Raw genomic sequence first — 20,310 nt, 5'->3', positions numbered from 1 at the left:
GACTCCATCGGAGAGGACGACGCGCCTGCGCCGTCAGCTCCGAGTAGACGGTGCCGGAGGGCGTCCGGGGCCGTTCTGCTAGGCCAACGGGTCGTGGAGCCGCGGACGCAAGTCCGCCAGCCTAGACGAAGATGGTCAATGGTTGGCGAGAACCAGGACCCCGCGAGCTACTGCCTCGCGGGGTCCTTCGCTGCGGCCATCAGATCGAAGCGTCGGCCTGGCGTATCCAGTCGGTTGCGTCGGCGAGTGCCCGGTCGAGGGTGTCGGCCGTGGCCGCGCGGTCGAACACCGGCTGGTCGCTATGGACGTGCCAACTCGTGCGGCTGGTGGCGACGTTCTCGTCAAGGGTGATGGTGAGCTGCATGGTGGCCTCCCAGTCGCGGGTGATCCATCGGATCCGGGACGTGGCCGGCTGCGCTGGTATCACCGGAAGCGGGAGACCCACTCGTCCACGCGGTCCATCTGCGCGCGAGTGAGACTGACCTTCTCGTGCGGGGTGACGACGAGGGTCTCGTCCCGGCGTCGGCTGAGCCACCGCTTCTTCTAGGGACCAGACCAGTCGTCGGTCCATGCCAGGCAGCGGGCCTTCCAGCTGTCGGCGGTCTCGCTGAAGCGACCCTCGTCGCCCTGGTCGTGGGAGATGGCCGTCGGCAGCTGCGGGATGCCGAGCAGAGGCGGAAGGTGGATATTCGCCTTGCTCTCCCAGATAGTCGCCCAACCGACCTCGACACCTCGCTCGATCAGCGAGGTGATCCAGTGCCGTGCAGGCTGGGACTCAGCAGCAGCGGCAACTGGACGGCGCGGGGCGGCGGCCCGACGAGGTATCGCCGCTCAGGCCAGGTCTCAGGGGTAATCTCGACCTCGAAGCGCTGCCATCCGGGGTCGTCGGCCAGCAAAGACTCGTCGGGGTCGATGGGGCGCAGGACGCCGTCGACGTCCAGGGCGACGAGCAGGGTCTTGTTTCTGGTCATGGGATCTCCTTGGTCGGCACCATGGGTGCAACCTGAGTGAGGCTCAGCCGGGTCGGTAGCCGGGCCGCTGGATCTCGTCAAGCACATTGGCCAAGACCTGGTCCAGCCGAGCCTGGTGCTCGGGTGGCAGCTCGTCCACCGCAGCCACGGCCAGCTCGGCCTGCGCGAGCGCGTTGAGCGCGTTCCCGATCGGCTGCGTGCGCTCGAATAAGGCGTCGATCTGCGCCTCGGTCATCGTCTCGTCGTCCACGCCCACCAGTAGATCGCGCGCAGATGGCGGTGAGCGGCGGAACCCGAGAAAGAGAGTCGCCAGCCACCGGCCGGCGGGTGCTTGTGCCGGGAGTCAGAGGAACATCGTCGTGTGCGTTCGGCTGTCGTAGCGCATGACGTTGAGCTGCCCGGTGTCCTCCACCCGGCCGTCGAGGTAGACGTGGCCCTCGTCGACGAACGGCTCCCAGCAGCGCATCCGCCCCTCGCGGGCGTGCAGCGGTCCGACGCCGGTGTGCCCGGCGACGATGGTCTTGCCTACCGAGGTCTTGCCGAGTGACGGCGGGAACTTCTCGGTGAGTACCTCGTCAGTCGTCATCGACTCCCACAGCGGCCCGGCGTCCTCGTCGATGCCGGCGTGCACGTAGGGTGCGCGTCGGTCTCGTGGCGCAGCGGCAGGCGCCGCAGCCAGTCGATCAGGTCGCCGTGACGGGCCCGGATCTCGTGCTTGAGTACGCCGTTGACCGTCTCGATGCTCCCGCCCGCCAGCTCGGCGACCGCCTGCTCGATGATCTCCGACGGCAGGAACGACCTCATGGTGACGAAGCCCGCGTCGGCCAGCAGCCAGGTCGGGTCGCCGCCGTCGGCGTCGATCCAGTCGAGGAATCCAGCGCTCGTGATTGCCGACGAGCGCGATCACCTGCTCGGGGTGGGCATCGAACAAGCCTTTGACGGCGGCGAGCACGCCGGCACTGTCGGGCCCGCGGTCGAGGTAGTCGCCGAGGAAGATGAGTCGGGTGGCCGGGTCGCTCAGATCGACCTTGGTCAGAGCGTCTCGCAGCTCGGGCAGGCAACCGTGGACATCGGGGATGACGTAGGTGATGGTCAAGGTCGCTCCTCTGTATATAAGGCTTGGTTTTACTTGCACATGCAAGTTGTTTGGTCACGCCTTCCACTCGACTCGGAGCCGGGTCGGGTCGAACGCCTTAGCTCCGGCCTTCCCTGGTCCGACCGCGATCCTGACCAGGGTGTCAACGACCGCGCGTCGGCGCAGCAGGTCCGCCGCTGCCCACCACGCCTCGACGCTGTCGGCAGCGGCGATCTCGGCCAGCGGAGGCGCGTCCGACGACGCGGACAAGGCGGAGATCTTCTCGTCGATCTCGGCCAGTCGTTGCTCGACGCGCTCTACGGCGCGTCCGAACGCCGCGACGGCGACGGTGCCCTCGGCGACGGCGTCCTCCAGCTCATCTCGCCGGGCCAGGAGGTCTGCACGCTCGCGGGTCAGCTCGGTCAGCTGGGCCGAGCCGTCGTCAGCCGAGGCCGCGGCGGCCAGTGCCGCGGCGATGTCGGTCTGCTTCAGGCGAGCGATCACCAGGGCCTCCACCGCGGCGTCGGCGTCATCGGAGCCGATGTGGACGTGACGGCCGGGGACGACGCGCTTGCAAGAGTAGTACGAGAACCGCCCCTCGCCGCTCTTGAGGGGCCGTGTGCGGCGGTACATCGGGTGGCCGCAGGTGCAGATCAGGAGGCCACTCAAAAGCCGCTGGGGCGTGTTGCCGACGCGGTTGCTGACGCGAGCCGGATCGGACAGGACGGCCTGGACACGCTCCCACATGGCCGGCTCGACGATGGCTGGCCAACTCCCCTCCCCGACCACCTGGCGGTTACGGATCAGGCGCCGACCGTCGCTGTCGGCGGGGTTCCAGGTGGAGAGTCCCGCGACGTAGGGGTTCTTGAGCAATGTCCGGATCATGACAGTGTCGACACGGTTGCCGCGGGTGGAGGTGAAGCCCTTGTCATTCCAATCCGCTGCGATGCTGCGCAGACTGACCCCATCGATGACTTGCTGAGCGGCCTCGCGCAGCATCGCAGCCTCGTCGTCACGGATCGTCGCGCCGTCGGTCTCGTAGCCGAACATCCTCCTGCCGCCGGTTTTCGGCTTGCCAGAATGCGCCCGCTGCTCGTAGGCGGCGCGGATACGCTCGGCCTTGTGCGCACTCTCCTGCTCCGCGACGGCACCGAGGATCGTCGTGATCAACGCACCGTTTGCGCTCGCCGGGTCGATCCCCTCACCGGTGACGGCGTGAACGGTCACGCCGCAAGGGCGCATCAGGTCCATCAGGTCGAGTAGGTCGCGGGTGCGCCTTGCCAACCGGTCGGTGCTGTACACATAGACACGGTCGATCCCGCCCGACTCGATGAGCGCGCAGAGGGCTTGGAAACGGGGCCTCTCGACACCCTTGTACGCCGACAGCGAGTTGTCACAGAAGATCTCGCCAGCCGCGTCGCCGACGACGGTGTAGCCGTGCAGCTCGGCGAGGCTACGGCAAGCCTCCTCCTGGCGCTCGACGCCGATGCCCTCGCCGGACTTGTCGAGCGAGATGCGTGTGTAGATCGCGGCGTCCATGCTGGTAGAGGCCATACATACCAGCGTAGCAACAATCGCAGTCACTATCCGATTTTCTTATTGCCGCTGCCGGTGGCGCCGATGCACAGCCCGTGCGGCCCCATTCCGCCGTGCGCGCTCTCCTTCAGGTCAAGGTGCACGGGAGCGCCCTCCGGGGTGTAGCCGATCGGCACGCGCAGTCGTTCGGCACCGAGGCGCCCGCGCCAGGCCGACTCCGGGGTGACGCGGCCCGCGTCTCCCAGACCCAGCAGTGCGGGCAGTCCGGGATCGCTCGCGAGAACCGGCGTGTCGAGATCGAGCAGGGCGTCGAGCGACGCCGGGCGGTACCGGGCGAGCCTGCGCGCGACGGCTTCGGCGCACGGCCCGGACAGCCGGTCGGCGACGGCGAACTCCTCCAGTCCGGCGGCGGTGCGGGCGGCGACACGACCGCCGGACACCGTCAGCTGCAGCCCGCGACGCACCGCCAGCGGGCTCGGTGCGGTGCCCAGACTCACCACTGTCACGCCGTCGAGGCCTACGCCGCCGATCAATTCGTCGTCCACATCGACGCGATCGGTGTCGACCACGATCAACAGATGGGACGTCGCCGGAGAGTCGGCCGTCCGGCTGAAACCCGCGCGGGCCGCGAGATCGGCGGCGAGGTCGTCGCCGAGGGCGCCGAGCGTCGGGTACACCATGCGCACGGCACCGAGCCCGTCCCGACGAGCCGGATGGCCGATGTGCGGCAGCCACTTGACCCAATCCCATTCGGCGTCGAGCGGATCGTCGGCGACGACCGCGATCCTCAGGTGGTCCGGACCGTGCAGTACGGCCAGCGAGCACAGCATGAACCGCAGCAGGGCGCGCACCTGCACCGGATCCCCGAGCAGGCTGACCGCCGGGAATCCGCGCAGCGCGATCGCCGTCGGCAGTCCGTCGACGGCCGCATGCGCGGCAGCGAAACGTCTCAGCGCCACCGCCGACACCGGCTCCAGGTCGTCGCCCGGCGGCGTCTCCGGCGGCACCAACGCGGTCGCGAGGCGGTGTGTCCCGCGGCCGACGCGGACATGGCCGAAGTCGTCGTCGGTGAATCTGCGCTCCCACATCCGGCGGCCCCCGACCAGGCCGATCAACGCTCCCGGATCCGGATGCCGCCACTGCGCCGATTCTCGTTGCGCTGCAGCCGTTTCGGCGACATCGTCGCGAAGCTGACCGAGATGGCGCAGATAGTCCTTGCGGTTCTCATTCACCTCGGCGGCCCGCTCGGGACCGCCGCGCCCGCCGGATGCCAGCATTCCCACCATCGACATCACCATCATCAGCGGGAACATCAGAAACATCGGATTCGCCAGTGCCCCAGCGCCTCCGGTCATCACCATCATGGCGACCATGCCGATGACGGCGACCACCATGACCGCCGGCAGAAGCCGCACCAGCAGATTCGGCGGCACTGCGCGCGACAGCTCCGGCGGCGCGGTCAGCTCGATCTCCCCGTCCGGCGGAGCCTCCACGACGATCCGCGGACGACGCGCGAAACCGATTGTTGCACTGCCCATTCGAGCCCCCCAGCTCTGATTCGGCCGCCGCGTGAGGCCGGTTGAGCGATTTCCCCCAATCGCTGACCGCGACGACTCCCGACATGGTTATCTCGACGACGTCCTCGCCTCACGGGCGATGGAAGAGGTTGTATCAGGAACCTTGGGGGAAGGTTTGCCGAATGACCGTGTTGACCGAACCGGACATGATCCGGACATCGATCGTGGGTGGGAGCACTCAACTCGACGCAGGCCTTCCGGCCGGCGTGCCGATCGCGGCGCTGATGCCCGATCTTCTCGACGCTCTGCGGGTCCGGGTGGACGACAGCGCTGAACCCGCGAACTGGACACTCGCCCGCATCGACGGAACCGCCTTGGCCGCCGAGCACACTCTCGCGCAGTGCGGGGTGTGCGACGGCGATCTGCTGGTGATCCGCACTGCGCCGGCCGATGCCGGGACGGTGCTGATCGACGACGTCGCCGACGGTGTGGCGGCGGCTCTGCAGCGGGACCGCTTCGGCTGGTCGTCGGACGCCTCACGCATGGTGAGCTATCTGGTCTTCCTGGTCGCGGTGGTCGGGGCCGTCCCGGCCGGCCGCTGGGCGGCGGCCGCCGGCGACGCTCCGGTGGTCCTCGCGGTCTCGGCCCTGGGTGCGGCGGTCTCACTCGGGGCGGCACTGTCCGGCCGTCGCCTGGAGAGCGACCCGCGGACCTCCGCCGTCCTCAGCATCGCGGGCTGCGTCCTCGGCGCCGTCGCGGCCTCGCTCGTCGTGCCCGGCGCGGCGGGCGGAGTCCAGCTCGCGTTAGCGGGCATCGCTGCCCTGGCCGGTGCGGTGATCGGATACCAGGGCACCGGCCGGGCCGCGGCGGCCCACACCGCGATCGCCGTGGTCGGCGGCGCAACCGCGGCGACCGGGCTGCTCGCCACGGTGTGGGCGCCGTCAGTGCGGGATCTGGCCGCAGTCGTCGCGGCGGCGGGCGTCGGCCTGGTGCTCTGCGCGCCGCGAATCGCGATCGCCGCCGGACGTCTGCCGTTGCCGTCGGTGCCGAACACTGCGCCGGCGGCACCCGACGGGACCGATCCCGCGGTGGTCGACGGCGTGGACGCGGTCCGGCTCTCGACCCGCGATCCGCTCGGCGCAATCGCCGACCTCGCGCTGGGCGACCTCGACGCGCTCGCGCGCCGCGCCGCCGTGACCGCATCGATTCTGACGGGCGCACTCGCCGGTGCCGTCCTGGTCACCGGGGTCGCGACCGCGGCCGTCGCCGCTGCGGCGTGCGGATCGCCGGTGGCGCTGGGCTACTGCGCGTGCATCGTGGTGGCACTCGCCGCCCGCGGCCGGACGCACGCCGACCGGCTGCAGTCGGCTCTGCTGGTCGGGGCGGCCGGGATCATCGGAGTCGTCGCCGCGCTCGCCGCCGTCGCGGGGTCCGGCCCGGAACCGGTCTGGGTGTTCGCGGGGACGATCGGCTGGGCGGTCGGCGCTCTGCTGCTGGGCACGGTCGCATCCGGCCGCGACTACTCTCCGCCCGCCGTGCGCGCCGTCGAGATCGCCGAATACGCCGCGCTGACCGCGGTGATTCCGCTGCTGCTCTGGGTCCTGGACGTCTATCAGGCGGTCCGGACCCTGTGATCCGGCGGATCGGCGCGATCACGGCGGTCGCGGCGGTCGTCTGGTTCTCCGGCGCGGGTGCCGCCGTGGCGGTCCCGGCGCCGGTGATCGCCCGGGCGACGGTCTCGGCCGCACCGCTGGGCCCGCCCGAGCCGACCGAGCAGCGCGCCCGCTGCGCGACCACCGCCGACGCGGACACCGCAGGCGAACCCGCGGGCCACCGACTGCTCGACGTGGCAGCGGCCCATCGGTTCAGTCGCGGCGCCGGCGTGTCCGTGGCGGTCATCGACACGGGTGTGAGCCCGCACACCAGGCTGCCGCGCCTCGTCGCCGGCGGCGACTACGTCGGGACCGGCGACGGACTGTCGGACTGCGACGCCCACGGAACGCTGGTCGCGGGCATCATCGCAGCACAGCCCTCCGCCGACGACGACTTCGTCGGTGTGGCGCCCGAGGCGACCATCATCTCGATTCGGCAGTCGAGCGGAGCGTTCAGCGCCCGGGGCAGCGGAGCCGACGACGCCGTGGTGGGAGCCGGATACGGCCCGCTCACCACTCTCGCGCGGTCGGTGGTAAGGGCCGTCGACCTGGGTGCACGGGTGATCAACATCTCAGAGGTGGCATGCGCACCCGCCGCCGGTCCGCTCGATGACGGTCTCGTCGGGACCGCGCTGGCCTACGCGCGTGAGCGGGACGTGGTGGTGGTCGTGGCAGCCGGGAACCTGACCGAGACCACGGCGTGCCGGGAGCAGAACCCGTCGGGTGCGGCCTCGGTCGCGCAGGCGTGGGCGCGACTGCGCACGGCCGTCACCCCGGCGCGATTCGCGCCACTGGTGCTGACGGTGGGCGCCGTCGCGGCCGCCGACGGCGCACCCGCGGACTTCAGCCTGCGCGGGCCGTGGGTGAGCGTGGCGGCGCCGGGCACCGATGTGGTCAGCGTGATGCCGGGCCCGGGCGGCCCGCGGCTCGCCGGCGGCCTGCGCACCGGCGACGGGGTGGCCCCGCTCGCCGGCACCAGCTACGCGGCGCCGTACGTGTCGGGCCTGGCGGCGCTGATCCGGTCCCGGTACCCGCGCCTGTCGGCCGCAGAGGTGATCGACCGCATCGTCGCCACGGCGCACGGCGGCGGCCGGGACGACGCCGTCGGCAGCGGGGTGATCGATCCGCTCGCCGCACTCACCGACGACCCCGAGGTGCGCGCCGCTCCGGGTCTGCGGCCGTTGGCTCTCCCCGACGATGAGCCCGAGTCGGGCTCCGGTGCGGGCGTCATCCTCGCGGGTGCGGGTTTCGCGGCTGTCGCCGTCGTGGGCGGACGCCTGCTGCGCCGCCGCCGATGATCGGTGCCGAGGCGATGGGCGCCGCGGTCAGCGGGGATTGCGGGCGGGCCGCAGTTCGCGCGGCAACGCGAAGGTGAGCGTCTCCTCGGCGGTGGTCACGGTCTCGACGTCCGCGTAACCGTGCTCGGCGAGCAGATCCACCACCCCGCGGACGAGGACCTCCGGGACCGAGGCACCCGAGGTGACGCCGACCGTGGTCACGCCGTCGAGCCAGGCCAGGTCGATGTCGCGGGCGTAGTCCACCAGGTAAGACGCCTCGGCGCCGTTCTGCAGCGCCACCTCCACCAGCCGCTGCGAATTGGACGAGTTCTGCGAACCGACCACGATCACCAGCTCGCACCGCGGCGCCATCGCCTTGACAGCTACCTGGCGGTTCTGGGTGGCGTAGCAGATATCGTCCGACGGCGGATCGTTCAGCAGCGGGAACCGTTCCCGGAGCCGGGACACCGTCTCCATCGTCTCGTCCACCGACAGCGTGGTCTGCGACAGCCAGATCACCCGCGACTCGTCGCGCACCTGCACGTCGTCGACGGCGTCGGGTCCGTCGACCACCTGGATGTGCTGCGGGGCCTCGCCGGCGGTGCCCTCGACCTCCTCGTGGCCCTCGTGGCCGATCAGCACGATGTCGTAATCGTCGCGCGCGAACCGCTTCGCCTCCTGATGCACCTTGGTGACCAGCGGGCACGTCGCGTCGATGGTCTTGAGGCTGCGCTGCGCAGCGCTCTGGTGGACCTCGGGAGAGACTCCGTGGGCGGAGAAGACCACGATCGCGCCCTCGGGCACTTCGTCGGTCTCGTCGACGAAGATCGCGCCACGCTCGGTCAGCGTGTCGACCACATGCCGGTTGTGCACGATCTCCTTGCGGACATACACCGGCGCACCGTGCTTGTCGAGGGTCCGCTCGACAGTCTCCACGGCCCGGTCGACGCCTGCACAATATCCACGGGGCGACGCGAGAAGGACGCGCTTACTATCAGCCATGAACTCCAGGGTACGGCTGTGAGAGAGTTAGTACATGAGTCGTCCTCCATACGCTGCCCGCGTGGTCGCCGGTCTGGTCGCCACCACCATCGAGGAAACCCGCAAACTGCCGACGCGAGTCATCACTCTGCCGATGGGTGCGGTGAGCCGGAGTCTGCAGGCCGGCATGCGACTTCAGCAGAACATCGCCGAGCTCGCCATCAAGGGCGACGAGCTGCTCGCGCCGCTGTGCGACAAGTCTCAGGAACAGCCCGAGTGGGCGCGGTTCGACGAAGACGACGACGCGGAGGCGGCGAGCCGGCCGCTGCGTGCCGACGCGCCGGCCACTGTTCCGCAAGCCCCGGCCCGCGCCCCTGAGATGAACTCCGCGACAAACCACGCTGAGACGAGCGCCGCCGAGGCCCCCGCTGCGAGCCCCGACGAGTCCGCCGCCGACAGCGCCGCGCCACCGGCCAACGCCGGACGTTTCGCGCTCTACAGCTCGGCTCCGGCCGACGTGGCCGCGGGCCCCACCTCTACGACGCCGGATGCCGCAGCGTCGCCGGAGCATCTCCCGGCCGCCGTCGCCGCCCTCGACTACCCGACGCTGACGCTGGCCCAGCTGCGTGCCAAGGTCCGCGGGCTCGGCACCGAGGAACTCACCGAGATCCTCGAGTTCGAGAAGGCGAACCGCAATCGCACGCCCTTCGTCACGATGCTCGACAACCGCATCGTCAGCCAGCAGAAGAAGGCCGAATCCGCGCAGTGAGCAACCGCGCAGTGACAACCGGCGCAGTGACAACCGGCGCAGTGATCGGCCCGGCCCGGCTCTGCACCGGGGTTCCGCGATGACGCCCGAGCAGGGGAACACCGCCGAGAATCCGTGGCCGGTGCGCACGCTCAGTTTCAAGATCGCGGACTGGATCCACCGGCTCGGGCAGGTGTGGGTGGAAGGTCAGATCACCCAGCTGAGCCTGCGCCGCGGCACGCGCACCGCTTTTCTGACGTTGCGCGATCCCGCCGCCGACATCTCGATCTCGGTGACCTGCGACCCGGGTCTGCTTCAGCGGAGTCCGGTGCCGCTCACCGAGGGCGCCCGGGTGGTGGTGTACGGCCGGCCCAACTTCTACACCGGCCGGGGCACTCTGTCGCTGCGGATCACCGACATCCGGCCGGTCGGCATCGGCGAACTCCTCGCCCGGATCGAACGCGTCAGGGCCCTGCTCGCCGCCGAGGGGCTCTTCGACGTCCGCCGGAAGAGGCCGCTGCCGTTCCTCCCCCACACGATCGGACTGATCACCGGTCGCGCCAGTGCCGCACAGCGCGATGTGATCGCCGTCGCGACCGCCCGGTGGGACGCGGTGCGGTTCGAGGTCCGGGATTCGCCCGTGCAGGGACCGACCGCGGTGCCTGCGATCGTCGAGCATCTCGCGGCGCTGGACGCCGCACCGCACGTCCAGGTCATCGTCATCGCGCGCGGGGGCGGCAGCGTCGAGGATCTGCTCCCCTTCTCCGACGAGACGTTGCTGCGCGCCGTCTCCGCCTGCCGGACTCCCGTGGTGAGCGCGATCGGCCACGAACCCGACAGTCCGCTGCTCGACCTGGTGGCCGACGTCCGCGCCGCGACGCCGACCGATGCCGCCAAGCGTGTGGTGCCGGACGTCTCGGCCGAACTGCGGGGAATCGCCGAGCTGCGCCGGCGCAGTGCCCACGCGCTGCGCAACTGGGTGCACCGGGAGGAACGGGTGGTCGAGGGGCTCCGGGCCCGGCCCGTGCTCGCGAACCCGCTGCGCATGGTCGACGACCGGCAGGACCGTGTCGACGGCGCAGTACGCGACATCCGCCGCAGTGTCCGGCACCTGGTGACTGTCGAGGAGCATCGCACCGAACGTCTCGCATCGCAGCTGTCGACCCTCGGGCCAGCGCAGACGCTCGCCCGCGGATACGCCGTGGTGCAGCGCACCGACTCCGACCAGCCGCACGCGGTCCGCTCGGTGGACGACCTGCCGGCCGGAGCGGCCGTGCGCATCCGCGTCGCCGACGGATCGGCCGCGGCAGTGATCTCGCCGACCACGAAGGAGAGCCGACAGTGACCGATCCCGGAGCCGATTTCACGCCCGTCGCCGAACTCGACTACGAGCAGGCTCGTGACGAATTGTCGGAGGTGGTCACCGCACTCGAGCGGGGTGGACTGGGTCTCGACGAGTCACTGGCGCTCTGGGAGCGCGGCGAGGCGCTGGCCAAGCGGTGCACCGAGCATCTCGAGGGAGCTCGATCACGGATCGAGGCCGCACTGAACGACGACGCCGAGACCGACGACGAGGACTGAGGGACGAGGGCTGGCGGACTAGCTTCCCCGCAGGCCCGGTGGCCGATCCGGCGACCGGCTCGGGTCAGGGACGCTTGGACGGCAGCGGTTCGGCCTCGGTGACCGCCTTCGCGAGGGTCTGCATGTCGGAGTCCGCGCCGCGGCTCACCACGCCCACTCGCACGTCGCCCATGTCGGCGATCCATGCCTTGCGGTGATCGTCGCCGGAGTAGGTGACCCAGCGCTGGCCCGAGATCTCGCGCACGCCACCGCCACTCGCGCCGTCGCCGAGCAGCTTCGGAACCAGCTGCTCCTCGGTCGCGGCGGTCTGCGTCAGCTGGATGTAGACGCCGTTGGGGGTGATCCAGCCGACGTTGCTGGAGAGAGTGGCGCCGATCTCCTGAGTCGAACCCGAATTGGCCTTCCAGTTCGCGGGCAGTTTCGGCTCCCGGATCGGGAACGGCATCGACTCCGCATCGGCGTGCAGACCTGCACTGACGTTGAAACTGGGAATCTTCTGTTCGGTCGCCGAGTTGCCGAAGCCCCAGGAGCAACTGCCGCTGACCCCGGCCACGATCAGCGCGATCACCAGCAGCGGGATGAGCGACCAGACGAGGTCTCGTCCGTCTTGCAGGATCCGGGGTTTCTGGGCCATGGCTTCGATTATCGCAGTCGGGCGCCGCCCCCAGCCAATCGCCGGTCCCGGCCATGAAAGAATCGAGGTCTAGACCTCATCAAGGTTCGCAACGAAAGTGGAGTCCGCATGACCAAGCAAGCACCCGACCGCAACCTGGCCATGGAACTGGTCCGTGTCACCGAGGCCGCGGCGCTGGCCGCTGGTCGGTGGGTCGGGCGCGGCGACAAGAACTCCGGCGACGGCGCCGCGGTCGACGCGATGCGCGAACTCCTCTCCACCGTGTCGATGCGCGGAACCGTCGTGATCGGCGAGGGCGAGAAGGATGAGGCCCCGATGCTGTACAACGGCGAGATCGTCGGCAACGGCGAGGGCCCCGAGGTGGACGTCGCCGTCGACCCGATCGACGGCACCACGCTGATGGCCGAGGGACGTCCGAACTCGATCGCCGTCATCGCGGTCTCCGAACGCGGCACCATGTACGACCCGTCAGCGGTGTTCTACATGAACAAGATCGCCGTCGGCCCGGCCGCCAAGGGCGCGATCGACATCAACCAGTCCACCGAGTGGAACATCAATTCGGTCGCCGCGGCCAAGGGCATCGACGTCGCCGACCTGACCGTCGTCGTCCTCGACCGTCCCCGCCACGCCGAGCTGATCCACGAGATCCGTGAGGCCGGCGCCAAGATCCGGCTGATCTCCGACGGCGACGTGGCCGGCGCCATCGCCGCCGCCGGCGATTACAGCACCGTCGACATGCTCATGGGCATCGGCGGCACCCCCGAAGGCATCATCAGCGCCGTCGCGATGAAGTGCATGGGCGGCGAGATCCAGGGCAAGCTGTGGCCCAAGGACGACGCCGAACGCCAGAAGGCCGTCGACGCGGGCCTGGACCCGGACATGGTCCTGACCAACGACATCCTGGTGCGCGGAGAGAACTCCTTCTTCTGCGCGACCGGCGTCACCAACGGCGACATGCTCCGCGGCGTCACCTACCGTCCCAACGGGGCCACCACCCGCTCGCTGGTCATGCGCTCCAAGTCGGGCACCATCCGGACCATCGAGGCGGTCCACCAGACGTCCAAGCTGCGCGAGTACGCGCGCCTGGACATCTGATCCCCGCGATCGATCCCCGCGATCGACTGACCCCGGCCTCGCACCGAGGAGCGACGATGCCCCTCGACTCCATGAGTCGAGGGGCATCGGTGCGTTCGGTGGGGAACGGCAGCGGCGTCAGACCCCGACACCGGCCAGCAGGGCGCCGTCCTTCATCTCCAGCACTCCGTCCACCCCGGTCACCGTCTGCAGATCGTGCGTCACCAGCAGGGAGGCGATGCCGCGGTCTCGCGCCAGTTCGGTGAGCAGTTTGACGATCTGCGTTCCCCGTGTCGAGTCGAGCGCGGAGGTGGGTTCGTCGATCAGCAGCACCTGCGGTCCGTTCATCAGCGCCCGGGCGATGTTGACCCGCTGCCGCATTCCGCCCGAGAGCTGTCCGGGCCGGCGTCCGAACGCTCCGTCGAGCCCGACGGCCGACAGGAGTTCGCGGGCCTGGGCGCGGTGCCGCGACGGCCGACGACCGGCCACATGCGCCGCGAGCAGCAGTTGTTCCTCGGCGGTGAGTCCGGGTACCAGGTTGTCGTTCTGGAAGATCAGTCCGATCCGTTCGCGACGGACGCGGGCCAGCGCCTCCGCGTCGAGGCCGTCGAGGCATCGGTCGCCGATCCGCACCGTCCCCGAGTCGGGCCGGATCAGTGCGCCGGCCACCGCGAGCACGCTCGACTTCCCGCATCCGGAGGGGCCGGTGAGCGCGACGGTGGTGCCCGGCTCCACGTGCAGGCTCACCCCGCGCACCGCGCGCACCACGCTGTCGCCGTCGGGGTAGGTCAGATCGATGTCGGTGAGTGTCAGTCCCGTGTCAGTTGCAGATCCCATGTCAGTTCCCATCAGTAGTCATCGGTCGGATCGGAGAAGTGTCAGCGGTTGAGGGCGACCAGCGGGTCCACCTTCACCAGGGGCCGCAGCGCCAGCGCCGCGCCCACCAGTCCCAGGACGGCCATGCCTGCGAGGACCGTCGCCCCGGCCGCCGGGTCGACGACCACCGGCGCCTTGCCCGACAGCAGCGAGGCGAAACCGACCGCCAGTGCCGCGCCGAGTGCCAGGCCGACCACCAGGACCGAACCGGCTTGGGCGAGGCCGTCGCGCAGCAGGTACCAGCGTCCCGCGCCCATCGCCCGGACCACCGCGAGCGAGCCGATGCGCTGACCGGTCCACACGGCGAAGAATCCGCAGACGACGACCGCCGAGATCACCACGAGCAGCCCCTGGATCAACAGCAGCGACATGTGTTCGGACGAGAAGCCCGGGACCAGGTCGGGCAGATCGGCGTGCGCCACCCGGACCAGGCCCGCCGGAGCCGCACTATCGGAGTCGACGATCAGTGCGTTCACCGAATCGCGGTGCGTCACCTCGCGCCATTCGCCGACCGGCATGGAGATCACCTGCTGATGGGCGTACTGACCGACGTCGGCCACGCGGTCGACCCGCACCGTCGTGGATCCGAGCTGGATCGAGCCGCCGGGGACCACGCCCAGCGTCTTCGCGATGTCCGGCGACACCGCCACCTCGTGAACGTCGCCGCGGCCGAACACCGCGACCGTGGAGTTGGCTCCGTCATGGCTGGCACGCAGCGTCGCCACCCCCAGTTCGGTGCCCTCACCGGCGGTGCGGGTGATCTCGCTGTCCGACAGCAGCGCGGGCTTGTCGCCGTCCTCCTGCACCAGCAACGCGGCTCCGGGGAGCTTCTCCACGGCCGACACCGACTGCTGGCGGAGCCCCTCGGTCAGCGCCGACAGCGCGACCACCATGAACGCGAGCAGTGTCACCACCCCGACGACGAGCGCGAACCGCCCTGCTGCAGCGCGGAACTCCCGCAATCCCAGATACACGCGTCCTCCTGTGAACAGCGGTGCGAAACCGCTCGACCAACGTGCTTCCAGCCTGTCGGGAATCGGGCGCCGGAACATCGTCTGGGCACCTCAGATCTGCATCCATCCGGCGGCGCGCGGGCATCCATCGAAAGTTGTAGACGCCATGGTCGGTGGCGGCGGGGCGGTGATACTGGAGGCTATGACGCACGATCGACCGGCCGAGCGCTATGCGGAATGGGGCGGCCACATCCTGTTCCTGGCGCTTCTGCTCGCCGGAATGGCTCAAGCTCTGGCCGGCTCGGCGCCCATCGTGTTCGGCGGGGCCGCCGCGGTGATCGCCGGTGTCGCCGTCGTCGGCGGGTGGTACCTGCTCGGCGTGTGGTCGCACACGCGCGGCCGGGGCCTCGACACGGGCATCTGGGTGGTGATCCTCACCCTGCTGTGGGTCGCACTGGTGCTGCTCTCCCCCGGGTTCGTCTGGCTGGCCTTCGTCCTGGCCATGCTGTGCTGGTACTTCCTCGAACCGCCGGTCTCGGTGGTCGCCGAGGTGGTGATCGTGACGACGTCGATCGGCTCCACGCTGCTCCACAGTCCCGAGCTGATGGTCGGCGGCATCATCGGTCCGGCGTTCGGCATCGCCACCGCGGTCGCCGTGACTGAGATCTTCCGTCGGATCATCGCGATGGTGGACGAGCGCGACGAGCTCGTCGCCGATCTCCTCGCAACCCGAGAACTTTTGGCCGCCAAGGAACGTCAGGCCGGGATCCTCGCCGAGCGGGAGCGCCTGGGCGGGGAGATCCACGACGGCACCGGGCAGAGCCTGGCGAGCATCGTGCTGCTGCTGCGCTCGGCCACCAACGATGAGACCCCGGGCGATCAGCGCGACGTCCAGGTCCGCACCGCGCTCGACACCGCACAGAAGGCGCTCACCGAGTCGCGCCGCTTCCTTCGCGGGCTCGACGGGCCGGACCTGCGCCCGGACGGCCTCACCGACGCCCTGCGCGAGGAGGTGGATCGGGTCTCACAGAGCGGGTTGCCGGCTGAACTGCGAGTGCACGGCGACAGCGTCGCGCTCCGGCCGGAGACCCGCAACACGCTGCTGAGAACGGCGCAGGAGGCGCTCACCAACGCCGCCCGCCACGCCCACGCGACCCGGGCCACCGTGACCCTGACCTATCTGCCCGACGAGGTGCATCTCGACGTCGTCGACGACGGAGTCGGCTTCCCGGCCGGCCGGCGACCCCCGCGCAGGTCCGACGGCTCGGGCTTCGGCCTGCGCGCCATGCAGAATCGGGTGTCGGAGGCGGGCGGGAGCGTCAGCGTCGAATCGGAGCCCGACGACGGTACCGTGATCCACGCCCGGCTCCCGATCGGAGGGCAACCGTGATCCGCATCATGCTGGTCGACGACCACCCCGTGGTCCGCGCAGGTCTGCGCGCCGTCCTGGGCGCCTCCCCCGATCTCGACGTGGTGGCCGAGGCCGGTACCGCCGACGAGGCGATCGCCCTCGCCGGCGAACTCTCCCTCGACGTCGTCCTGATGGATCTGCGCCTGCACGGGACCGAGACGCACGACGCGGACGGCGTCTACGCCACCCAATCGATCCGCCGGCTGGCCGATCCGCCTCAGGTGCTGATCCTCACCACCTACGAATCCGATGCCGACATCGTCCGATCGGTCAGTGCCGGTGCCGTCGGCTACCTGCTCAAGGACGCCGCGCCCGAGACCCTGATCAGCGCCATCCGGTCGGCTGCCGCCGGCGAGACGGTCCTCGGCCCAGCGGTGGCGGCGCGACTGCTGACCCGCGTCACCGACAGCAGGCCGGCCCTCACGGCACGAGAGCTCGAGATCGTGGAGCATCTCGACCTCGGCCTCAGCAACCGCGAGATCGCCAAGCGTCTGTTCATCTCGGAGGCCACCGTCAAGTCGCATCTGGTGCACATCTTCGACAAGCTCGGCGTCTCGAGCCGCAGCAAGGTGGTTGCCGTCGCACGTCAGCGCGGACTGATCGGCTGAGCGCACCCGCCGGACGGGATCGCCGGTTCCGCGTACCGTGACCCGCATGAGCCTCACCACGTTTCCCACGGACTGGTCCACCGCCCTCGTGCTCGTCGCACATCCCGACGACCCGGAGTACGGGATGGCCGCGGCCGTCGCGCGCTGGACATCCGAAGGCAGACGCGTGGTCTACGGCCTGGCGACCAGCGGAGAGGTCGGCATCGAGGGGATGGCCGCGGCCGAGGCCGGGCCGCTGCGAGAAGGTGAGCAGATCGCCTCGGCCGCCGTGGTCGGCGTCGACGAGGTGGAGTTCTGGGGCTTCCCGGACAGCGAGTTGCACAACACTCCGGAGCTGCGCGCGAAGATCACCGAGGCGATCGAGCGCGTGTCGCCCGACGTCGTCCTGGCGACGTACGGCGGCCCCGAGTGGGCGCCGGGCTTCCCCAATCAGCGCGATCACATGGAGTTCGCGGCGGCGGTGGTCGACGCCTACGACGAGCTCGCTGACCCGCCCTCGGGATTGTTCTGGAACGGCCCGCACCCGACGCACGCGGTGGACGTGACGGGCTTCGTCGAGGCGGCGGTCGAGTCGCTGTCGTGCCACCGCGTGTACCTCGAGGTGCTCGATCCGTCGACACCGGTGGCCGATCAGGCCCGCAATCAGGTGGAGTCGTTCACCGCCGCGATCGACGGGTTCGACGCCGCGCACGCCACGGGTTTCGAACAGGTCCGGCCCCGCTGAACTGGCCTGTGGTGCCCCCGAGACAAGCGCCGGGGCCGCACGCGTCGTCGCATGCGGCCCCGGGTCCAACCGATGTGGCTTGGGTGCGTGTCAGCGCATCGCGCCGCTGAGCAGGTTCGGGATCAGCGTGGCGAGATTGCCCAGGACTCCGCCGATGAGATCGGCACCGGGCATCTTCTGCTCGGCCGGAGCCTCCTTCGGCGCGTTGACGTTGACGCCGATGGTGATCTTCGGGTTCTTGGCCGGGTCGAGCCACTTGAGGATCTCGACCATCTTGTCGCGGTCGATCGCGACGCAGCCCTGCGTCGGTTCGCCGTTGGTCACGTGCAGGAAGATCGCCGACGCGTCGCCCGGTGTGTTGGTCGGGTTGTGGTTGATGTTGACCGCGTAGTCGTACACCGGTCCGCTGTTGTACAGGTTCTCGCTGTCGCCGCCCGGGCTGGTGGCCGACTTGACGTGCGTGTTGTAGGTCGGCGACTTCTCGTTGGAGTCCCACCAGTCCTGCGTGGTCGCCTGGAAGTACGGCATCTTGGTCCCGGGATTCGCCTGGCGACCGAAGGCCTGGTCGAGTCCGAACGTGCCCTCCGGAGTCCGGTGCACGTTGTCCTGCGCCTTGCCCATGCCCTTCTCGCCGAGGAAGGCCTTGGTCGGGCCGATGACCGGCTTCCACTGACCTGCCGCATCCTTCTCGAACGCGGTCAGCGTCGCGGTCTGCGACGACGCCACCGGCGCCGTCACGACGATCATCTGGCTCGTCTCCTGCGCACCGGGCACGGCGGGGGTACCCGGTTCCTTCATCCCCTTGAGCAGGTTGTCGATCAACGTCGTGATGCTGTCGGATCCGGTCTGCGGAGACCCTGTCTGCGGCGCGGTCTGCGGGACCGCGGACGCCTGTCCGGCACCCACGACGAGTGCTCCGAGGAGCGCAGTAAGCGCAAACCCCACTTGCAACATTCGCCTCATCAGTAACTTCAGCACCATGCCAGTGTGCCAGTCGTTCGCTCGTGGCTGCCACACCTGGAGACCATCGTCACCTTTCCGCAACTGTTCTGTGAGCTGCCTGCGGAGGGTTCGCCGACGGCGTCCGCACCGAGGCCCGGCCCCGCACCCATGCCGCTGACCTGTGGCTCCGGCTACGGTGGAGGCCATGACCCCTGCTCCCCGATGGATCACCGACACCGCGCCCGGCCACAGTGAGTGGTACATCCAGCGATTCCGTGAGATGGCGGCGAACGGCGACGATCTGTTCGGGGAGGGTCGACTCATCGATGCGATGGTCGCCCGCTCGGCGCGGGTCCTGGACGCCGGTTGCGGACCCGGCCGGGTCGGCGGCTACCTGCACGGCGTCGGTCACCGGGTCACCGGCGTCGACGTCGATCCGAAGCTCATCGAGGCAGCGCAGACCGACTACCCCGGCCCCCGCTGGCGCGTCGCCGATCTCGCCGAACTCGATCTCCGCCGGCCGGACGGAACGCGCGAGCAGTTCGACGCAATCGTCTGCGCGGGCAATGTGCTGGCCTTCGTGGCGCCGAACACCGAGGCGGTCGTGCTGCAGCGCTTGTCCGACCATCTGCTGCCCGACGGCTTCGTCGCCGTCGGGTTCCATACGGCGAAACTGGCGGTGGAGACCTTCGACGCCGCCCTGACCGAGACCGACCTGTCGCTCGACCTCCGGCTGTCGACCTGGGACGTCCGCCCGTGGCACGACGACGCCGACTTCGCCGTGTCGATTCTGCGGCGCGCATGAGGTTGACGCCTGTAGACGAGGAGCAATCGATCCACACTCGCGCTCCCGCGCGGAGGAAACCCGGAACGCAGTTCCCGAAGTGCGCATCATCTGCGCATGAACGCGATCAGATCCGGGGTGTACCCGTACCGAGAGATCGAACGGATGATCGGCCGCGCCCGCTTGAACGACCTGATCCGGCGCGGCCACGCCGAACAGCTCCGTCGGGGCTGGTACCGAATCGGTGAGGCGCGCAGTGACGACGTCGCCGCGGTCCGCCGCGGCGGTGTAGTGAGTTGCATGTCGGCCCTCAGACGCCACGGCGTCTGGGTTCCCGCCGACGACCGGCTCCACGTCCGCGGCAACTCGTGGGCGGTGCAGCACCTTCGAGGACCGTTCTGCAGGCAGTTCGGGCGGCCCGTTCCGGAGGCCGACGCAGTCGACGACCTCCCGACCGCACTGCGACACGCGGCTCGCTGCCTCGATGCGGAGGGATTTGTGGTCGTTTGCGATTCGGTGCTGAACCTGCGACTGATGCACATCGAGGAGCTCGAGTACCTGTTCCGCGACGCTCCGAAGTCCGTCCGACTGCTGATCGATGAGTGCGATCCGAACGCCGAGTCAGGCCCGGAGTCGATGGCTCGCCGACGACTGCGCACTCACCGCGTCCCCGTGCGAACGCAGGTGAAGATCGACGGAGTCGGCCGGGTCGACCTCCTCATCGGCGACTACCTGATCATCGAGATCGACGGCTGGGAGATCCACGGCGACCGGCCGCACTTCCAGTCCGACCGGACGCGCGACGCGACCGCCTTCGACCTCGGCTATCACACGCTCCGCTTCACCTACGACGACATCGTCTTCCGATGGACGGCAACCCTCGCGAAGATCATCCGGGCCGTCCGCAACGGCACTCACATGCGTCCGGCGCAGCGCGCACAGCATTGACCGCTCACGCGTGTCGCC

General features: G+C 69.8%; 22 protein-coding genes. 11 read left to right on the top strand and 11 right to left on the bottom strand.

Features of this window, described 5'->3' with window-relative positions; all coding sequences use genetic code 11:
* Window positions 1–199: 199 nt before the first annotated feature.
* The 6 genes from P5P27_RS04370 to P5P27_RS04345 form a co-directional block, all read right to left on the bottom strand.
* Entirely contained in the window at window positions 200–364 is a 165-nt protein-coding gene (locus P5P27_RS04370) for a hypothetical protein (RefSeq protein WP_278126556.1), read from the bottom strand.
* A 376-nt stretch (window positions 365–740) separates the two neighbouring features.
* Window positions 741–971, bottom strand: coding sequence for a hypothetical protein (locus P5P27_RS04365; protein WP_278126555.1), 231 nt, complete (start codon window positions 969–971; stop codon window positions 741–743).
* Window positions 972–1,014: 43 nt separating this feature from the next.
* Window positions 1,015–1,221, bottom strand: coding sequence for a hypothetical protein (locus P5P27_RS04360; RefSeq protein WP_278126554.1), 207 nt, complete (start codon window positions 1,219–1,221; stop codon window positions 1,015–1,017).
* A 93-nt stretch (window positions 1,222–1,314) separates the two neighbouring features.
* A complete protein-coding gene (locus tag P5P27_RS04355) occupies window positions 1,315–2,067 on the bottom strand; it encodes a metallophosphoesterase (protein ID WP_278126552.1) in 753 nt (250 codons plus the stop codon).
* A gap of 54 nt (window positions 2,068–2,121) precedes the next feature.
* A complete protein-coding gene (locus tag P5P27_RS04350) occupies window positions 2,122–3,585 on the bottom strand; it encodes a recombinase family protein (protein ID WP_278126551.1) in 1,464 nt (487 codons plus the stop codon).
* A 44-nt stretch (window positions 3,586–3,629) separates the two neighbouring features.
* Complete coding sequence (locus P5P27_RS04345; protein WP_278126549.1) at window positions 3,630–5,120, bottom strand: hypothetical protein; 1,491 nt, start codon at window positions 5,118–5,120, stop codon at window positions 3,630–3,632.
* Between the two features lie 161 nt (window positions 5,121–5,281).
* Between P5P27_RS04345 and eccD the strand changes: the two genes are divergently transcribed.
* Both eccD and mycP read left to right on the top strand, forming a co-directional pair.
* Window positions 5,282–6,733, top strand: a complete 1,452-nt coding sequence (gene eccD / locus P5P27_RS04340) for a type VII secretion integral membrane protein EccD (RefSeq protein WP_278126547.1) — start codon at window positions 5,282–5,284, stop codon at window positions 6,731–6,733.
* Complete coding sequence (gene mycP, locus P5P27_RS04335; protein WP_278126546.1) at window positions 6,730–8,049, top strand: type VII secretion-associated serine protease mycosin; 1,320 nt, start codon at window positions 6,730–6,732, stop codon at window positions 8,047–8,049. Before eccD ends, mycP begins: the two co-directional genes overlap by 4 nt.
* Window positions 8,050–8,076: 27 nt before the next feature.
* Here mycP and P5P27_RS04330 read toward each other — a convergent pair whose 3' ends face one another.
* Window positions 8,077–9,030: a 4-hydroxy-3-methylbut-2-enyl diphosphate reductase gene (locus P5P27_RS04330; RefSeq protein WP_081598154.1), complete on the bottom strand. Its 954-nt coding sequence runs from the start codon at window positions 9,028–9,030 to the stop codon at window positions 8,077–8,079.
* Between the two features lie 34 nt (window positions 9,031–9,064).
* On the opposite strand from P5P27_RS04330, the gene P5P27_RS04325 reads away from it, so the two are divergent.
* From P5P27_RS04325 to P5P27_RS04315, 3 genes are all read left to right on the top strand, one after another.
* On the top strand, window positions 9,065–9,778 hold the full coding sequence (locus P5P27_RS04325) for a lipid droplet-associated protein (RefSeq protein WP_278126544.1): 714 nt from the start codon (window positions 9,065–9,067) through the stop codon (window positions 9,776–9,778).
* A 79-nt stretch (window positions 9,779–9,857) separates the two neighbouring features.
* A complete protein-coding gene (gene xseA, locus P5P27_RS04320) occupies window positions 9,858–11,102 on the top strand; it encodes an exodeoxyribonuclease VII large subunit (RefSeq protein WP_278126543.1) in 1,245 nt (414 codons plus the stop codon).
* Window positions 11,099–11,338 carry an exodeoxyribonuclease VII small subunit gene (locus P5P27_RS04315; RefSeq protein WP_062367124.1) on the top strand — a complete coding sequence of 80 codons (240 nt, stop codon included), beginning with the start codon at window positions 11,099–11,101 and terminating at the stop codon, window positions 11,336–11,338. The genes xseA and P5P27_RS04315 overlap by 4 nt, the downstream gene beginning before the upstream one ends.
* 64 nt (window positions 11,339–11,402) lie before the next feature.
* Here the strand turns inward: P5P27_RS04315 and P5P27_RS04310 are convergent, their stop codons facing one another.
* A complete protein-coding gene (locus tag P5P27_RS04310) occupies window positions 11,403–11,972 on the bottom strand; it encodes a DUF4245 domain-containing protein (RefSeq protein WP_006898024.1) in 570 nt (189 codons plus the stop codon).
* 108 nt (window positions 11,973–12,080) lie between these two features.
* Between P5P27_RS04310 and glpX the strand changes: the two genes are divergently transcribed.
* A complete protein-coding gene (glpX, locus tag P5P27_RS04305) occupies window positions 12,081–13,067 on the top strand; it encodes a class II fructose-bisphosphatase (RefSeq protein ID WP_006898025.1) in 987 nt (328 codons plus the stop codon).
* A 117-nt stretch (window positions 13,068–13,184) separates the two neighbouring features.
* Here glpX and P5P27_RS04300 read toward each other — a convergent pair whose 3' ends face one another.
* Window positions 13,185–13,883 carry an ABC transporter ATP-binding protein gene (locus P5P27_RS04300; protein ID WP_278126541.1) on the bottom strand — a complete coding sequence of 233 codons (699 nt, stop codon included), beginning with the start codon at window positions 13,881–13,883 and terminating at the stop codon, window positions 13,185–13,187.
* 41 nt (window positions 13,884–13,924) lie between these two features.
* Window positions 13,925–14,896, bottom strand: a complete 972-nt coding sequence (locus tag P5P27_RS04295) for an ABC transporter permease (protein WP_045539652.1) — start codon at window positions 14,894–14,896, stop codon at window positions 13,925–13,927.
* Between the two features lie 181 nt (window positions 14,897–15,077).
* Here P5P27_RS04295 and P5P27_RS04290 point away from each other — a divergent pair, with 181 nt between their 5' ends.
* The 3 genes from P5P27_RS04290 to P5P27_RS04280 are packed head-to-tail and all read left to right on the top strand — an operon-like array spanning window position 15,078 to window position 17,618.
* A complete protein-coding gene (locus P5P27_RS04290; RefSeq protein ID WP_260868602.1) occupies window positions 15,078–16,265 on the top strand; it encodes a sensor histidine kinase in 1,188 nt (395 codons plus the stop codon).
* On the top strand, window positions 16,262–16,894 hold the full coding sequence (locus tag P5P27_RS04285) for a response regulator (protein WP_006898029.1): 633 nt from the start codon (window positions 16,262–16,264) through the stop codon (window positions 16,892–16,894). Before P5P27_RS04290 ends, P5P27_RS04285 begins: the two co-directional genes overlap by 4 nt.
* A gap of 46 nt (window positions 16,895–16,940) precedes the next feature.
* A complete protein-coding gene (locus P5P27_RS04280; RefSeq protein WP_045539650.1) occupies window positions 16,941–17,618 on the top strand; it encodes a PIG-L deacetylase family protein in 678 nt (225 codons plus the stop codon).
* Between the two features lie 90 nt (window positions 17,619–17,708).
* Here the strand turns inward: P5P27_RS04280 and P5P27_RS04275 are convergent, their stop codons facing one another.
* Window positions 17,709–18,572 carry a L,D-transpeptidase family protein gene (locus P5P27_RS04275; protein WP_045539659.1) on the bottom strand — a complete coding sequence of 288 codons (864 nt, stop codon included), beginning with the start codon at window positions 18,570–18,572 and terminating at the stop codon, window positions 17,709–17,711.
* A gap of 193 nt (window positions 18,573–18,765) precedes the next feature.
* On the opposite strand from P5P27_RS04275, the gene P5P27_RS04270 reads away from it, so the two are divergent.
* Together P5P27_RS04270 and P5P27_RS04265 are read left to right on the top strand one after the other, a co-directional pair.
* Entirely contained in the window at window positions 18,766–19,365 is a 600-nt protein-coding gene (locus P5P27_RS04270) for a class I SAM-dependent methyltransferase (RefSeq protein ID WP_006898032.1), read from the top strand.
* Window positions 19,366–19,461: 96 nt separating this feature from the next.
* Window positions 19,462–20,292: a PDDEXK family nuclease gene (locus tag P5P27_RS04265; protein ID WP_039868091.1), complete on the top strand. Its 831-nt coding sequence runs from the start codon at window positions 19,462–19,464 to the stop codon at window positions 20,290–20,292.
* The last annotated feature ends 18 nt before the right edge of the window (window positions 20,293–20,310 follow it).

Origin of the sequence: Gordonia sihwensis (genome assembly GCF_029632925.1) — a bacterium.
GTDB classification, from domain to species: domain Bacteria; phylum Actinomycetota; class Actinomycetes; order Mycobacteriales; family Mycobacteriaceae; genus Gordonia; species Gordonia sihwensis.
This window is presented reverse-complemented; position numbering and strand designations above follow the sequence as displayed.

What these genes read in the sequence shown, in the direction of transcription:
- P5P27_RS04370 (WP_278126556.1), bottom strand. Translation starts at nt 364, where the DNA reads ATGCAGCTCACCATCACCCTTGACGAGAACGTCGCCACCAGCCGCACG.
- P5P27_RS04365 (WP_278126555.1), bottom strand. Translation starts at nt 971, where the DNA reads ATGACCAGAAACAAGACCCTGCTCGTCGCCCTGGACGTCGACGGCGTC.
- P5P27_RS04350 (WP_278126551.1), bottom strand. Translation starts at nt 3,585, where the DNA reads ATGGACGCCGCGATCTACACACGCATCTCGCTCGACAAGTCCGGCGAG.
- P5P27_RS04345 (WP_278126549.1), bottom strand. Translation starts at nt 5,120, where the DNA reads ATGGGCAGTGCAACAATCGGTTTCGCGCGTCGTCCGCGGATCGTCGTG.
- eccD (WP_278126547.1), top strand. Translation starts at nt 5,282, where the DNA reads ATGACCGTGTTGACCGAACCGGACATGATCCGGACATCGATCGTGGGT.
- P5P27_RS04330 (WP_081598154.1), bottom strand. Translation starts at nt 9,030, where the DNA reads ATGGCTGATAGTAAGCGCGTCCTTCTCGCGTCGCCCCGTGGATATTGT.
- P5P27_RS04325 (WP_278126544.1), top strand. Translation starts at nt 9,065, where the DNA reads ATGAGTCGTCCTCCATACGCTGCCCGCGTGGTCGCCGGTCTGGTCGCC.
- xseA (WP_278126543.1), top strand. Translation starts at nt 9,858, where the DNA reads ATGACGCCCGAGCAGGGGAACACCGCCGAGAATCCGTGGCCGGTGCGC.
- P5P27_RS04310 (WP_006898024.1), bottom strand. Translation starts at nt 11,972, where the DNA reads ATGGCCCAGAAACCCCGGATCCTGCAAGACGGACGAGACCTCGTCTGG.
- glpX (WP_006898025.1), top strand. Translation starts at nt 12,081, where the DNA reads ATGACCAAGCAAGCACCCGACCGCAACCTGGCCATGGAACTGGTCCGT.
- P5P27_RS04300 (WP_278126541.1), bottom strand. Translation starts at nt 13,883, where the DNA reads ATGGGATCTGCAACTGACACGGGACTGACACTCACCGACATCGATCTG.
- P5P27_RS04290 (WP_260868602.1), top strand. Translation starts at nt 15,078, where the DNA reads ATGACGCACGATCGACCGGCCGAGCGCTATGCGGAATGGGGCGGCCAC.
- P5P27_RS04280 (WP_045539650.1), top strand. Translation starts at nt 16,941, where the DNA reads ATGAGCCTCACCACGTTTCCCACGGACTGGTCCACCGCCCTCGTGCTC.
- P5P27_RS04275 (WP_045539659.1), bottom strand. Translation starts at nt 18,572, where the DNA reads ATGTTGCAAGTGGGGTTTGCGCTTACTGCGCTCCTCGGAGCACTCGTC.
- P5P27_RS04270 (WP_006898032.1), top strand. Translation starts at nt 18,766, where the DNA reads ATGACCCCTGCTCCCCGATGGATCACCGACACCGCGCCCGGCCACAGT.
- P5P27_RS04265 (WP_039868091.1), top strand. Translation starts at nt 19,462, where the DNA reads ATGAACGCGATCAGATCCGGGGTGTACCCGTACCGAGAGATCGAACGG.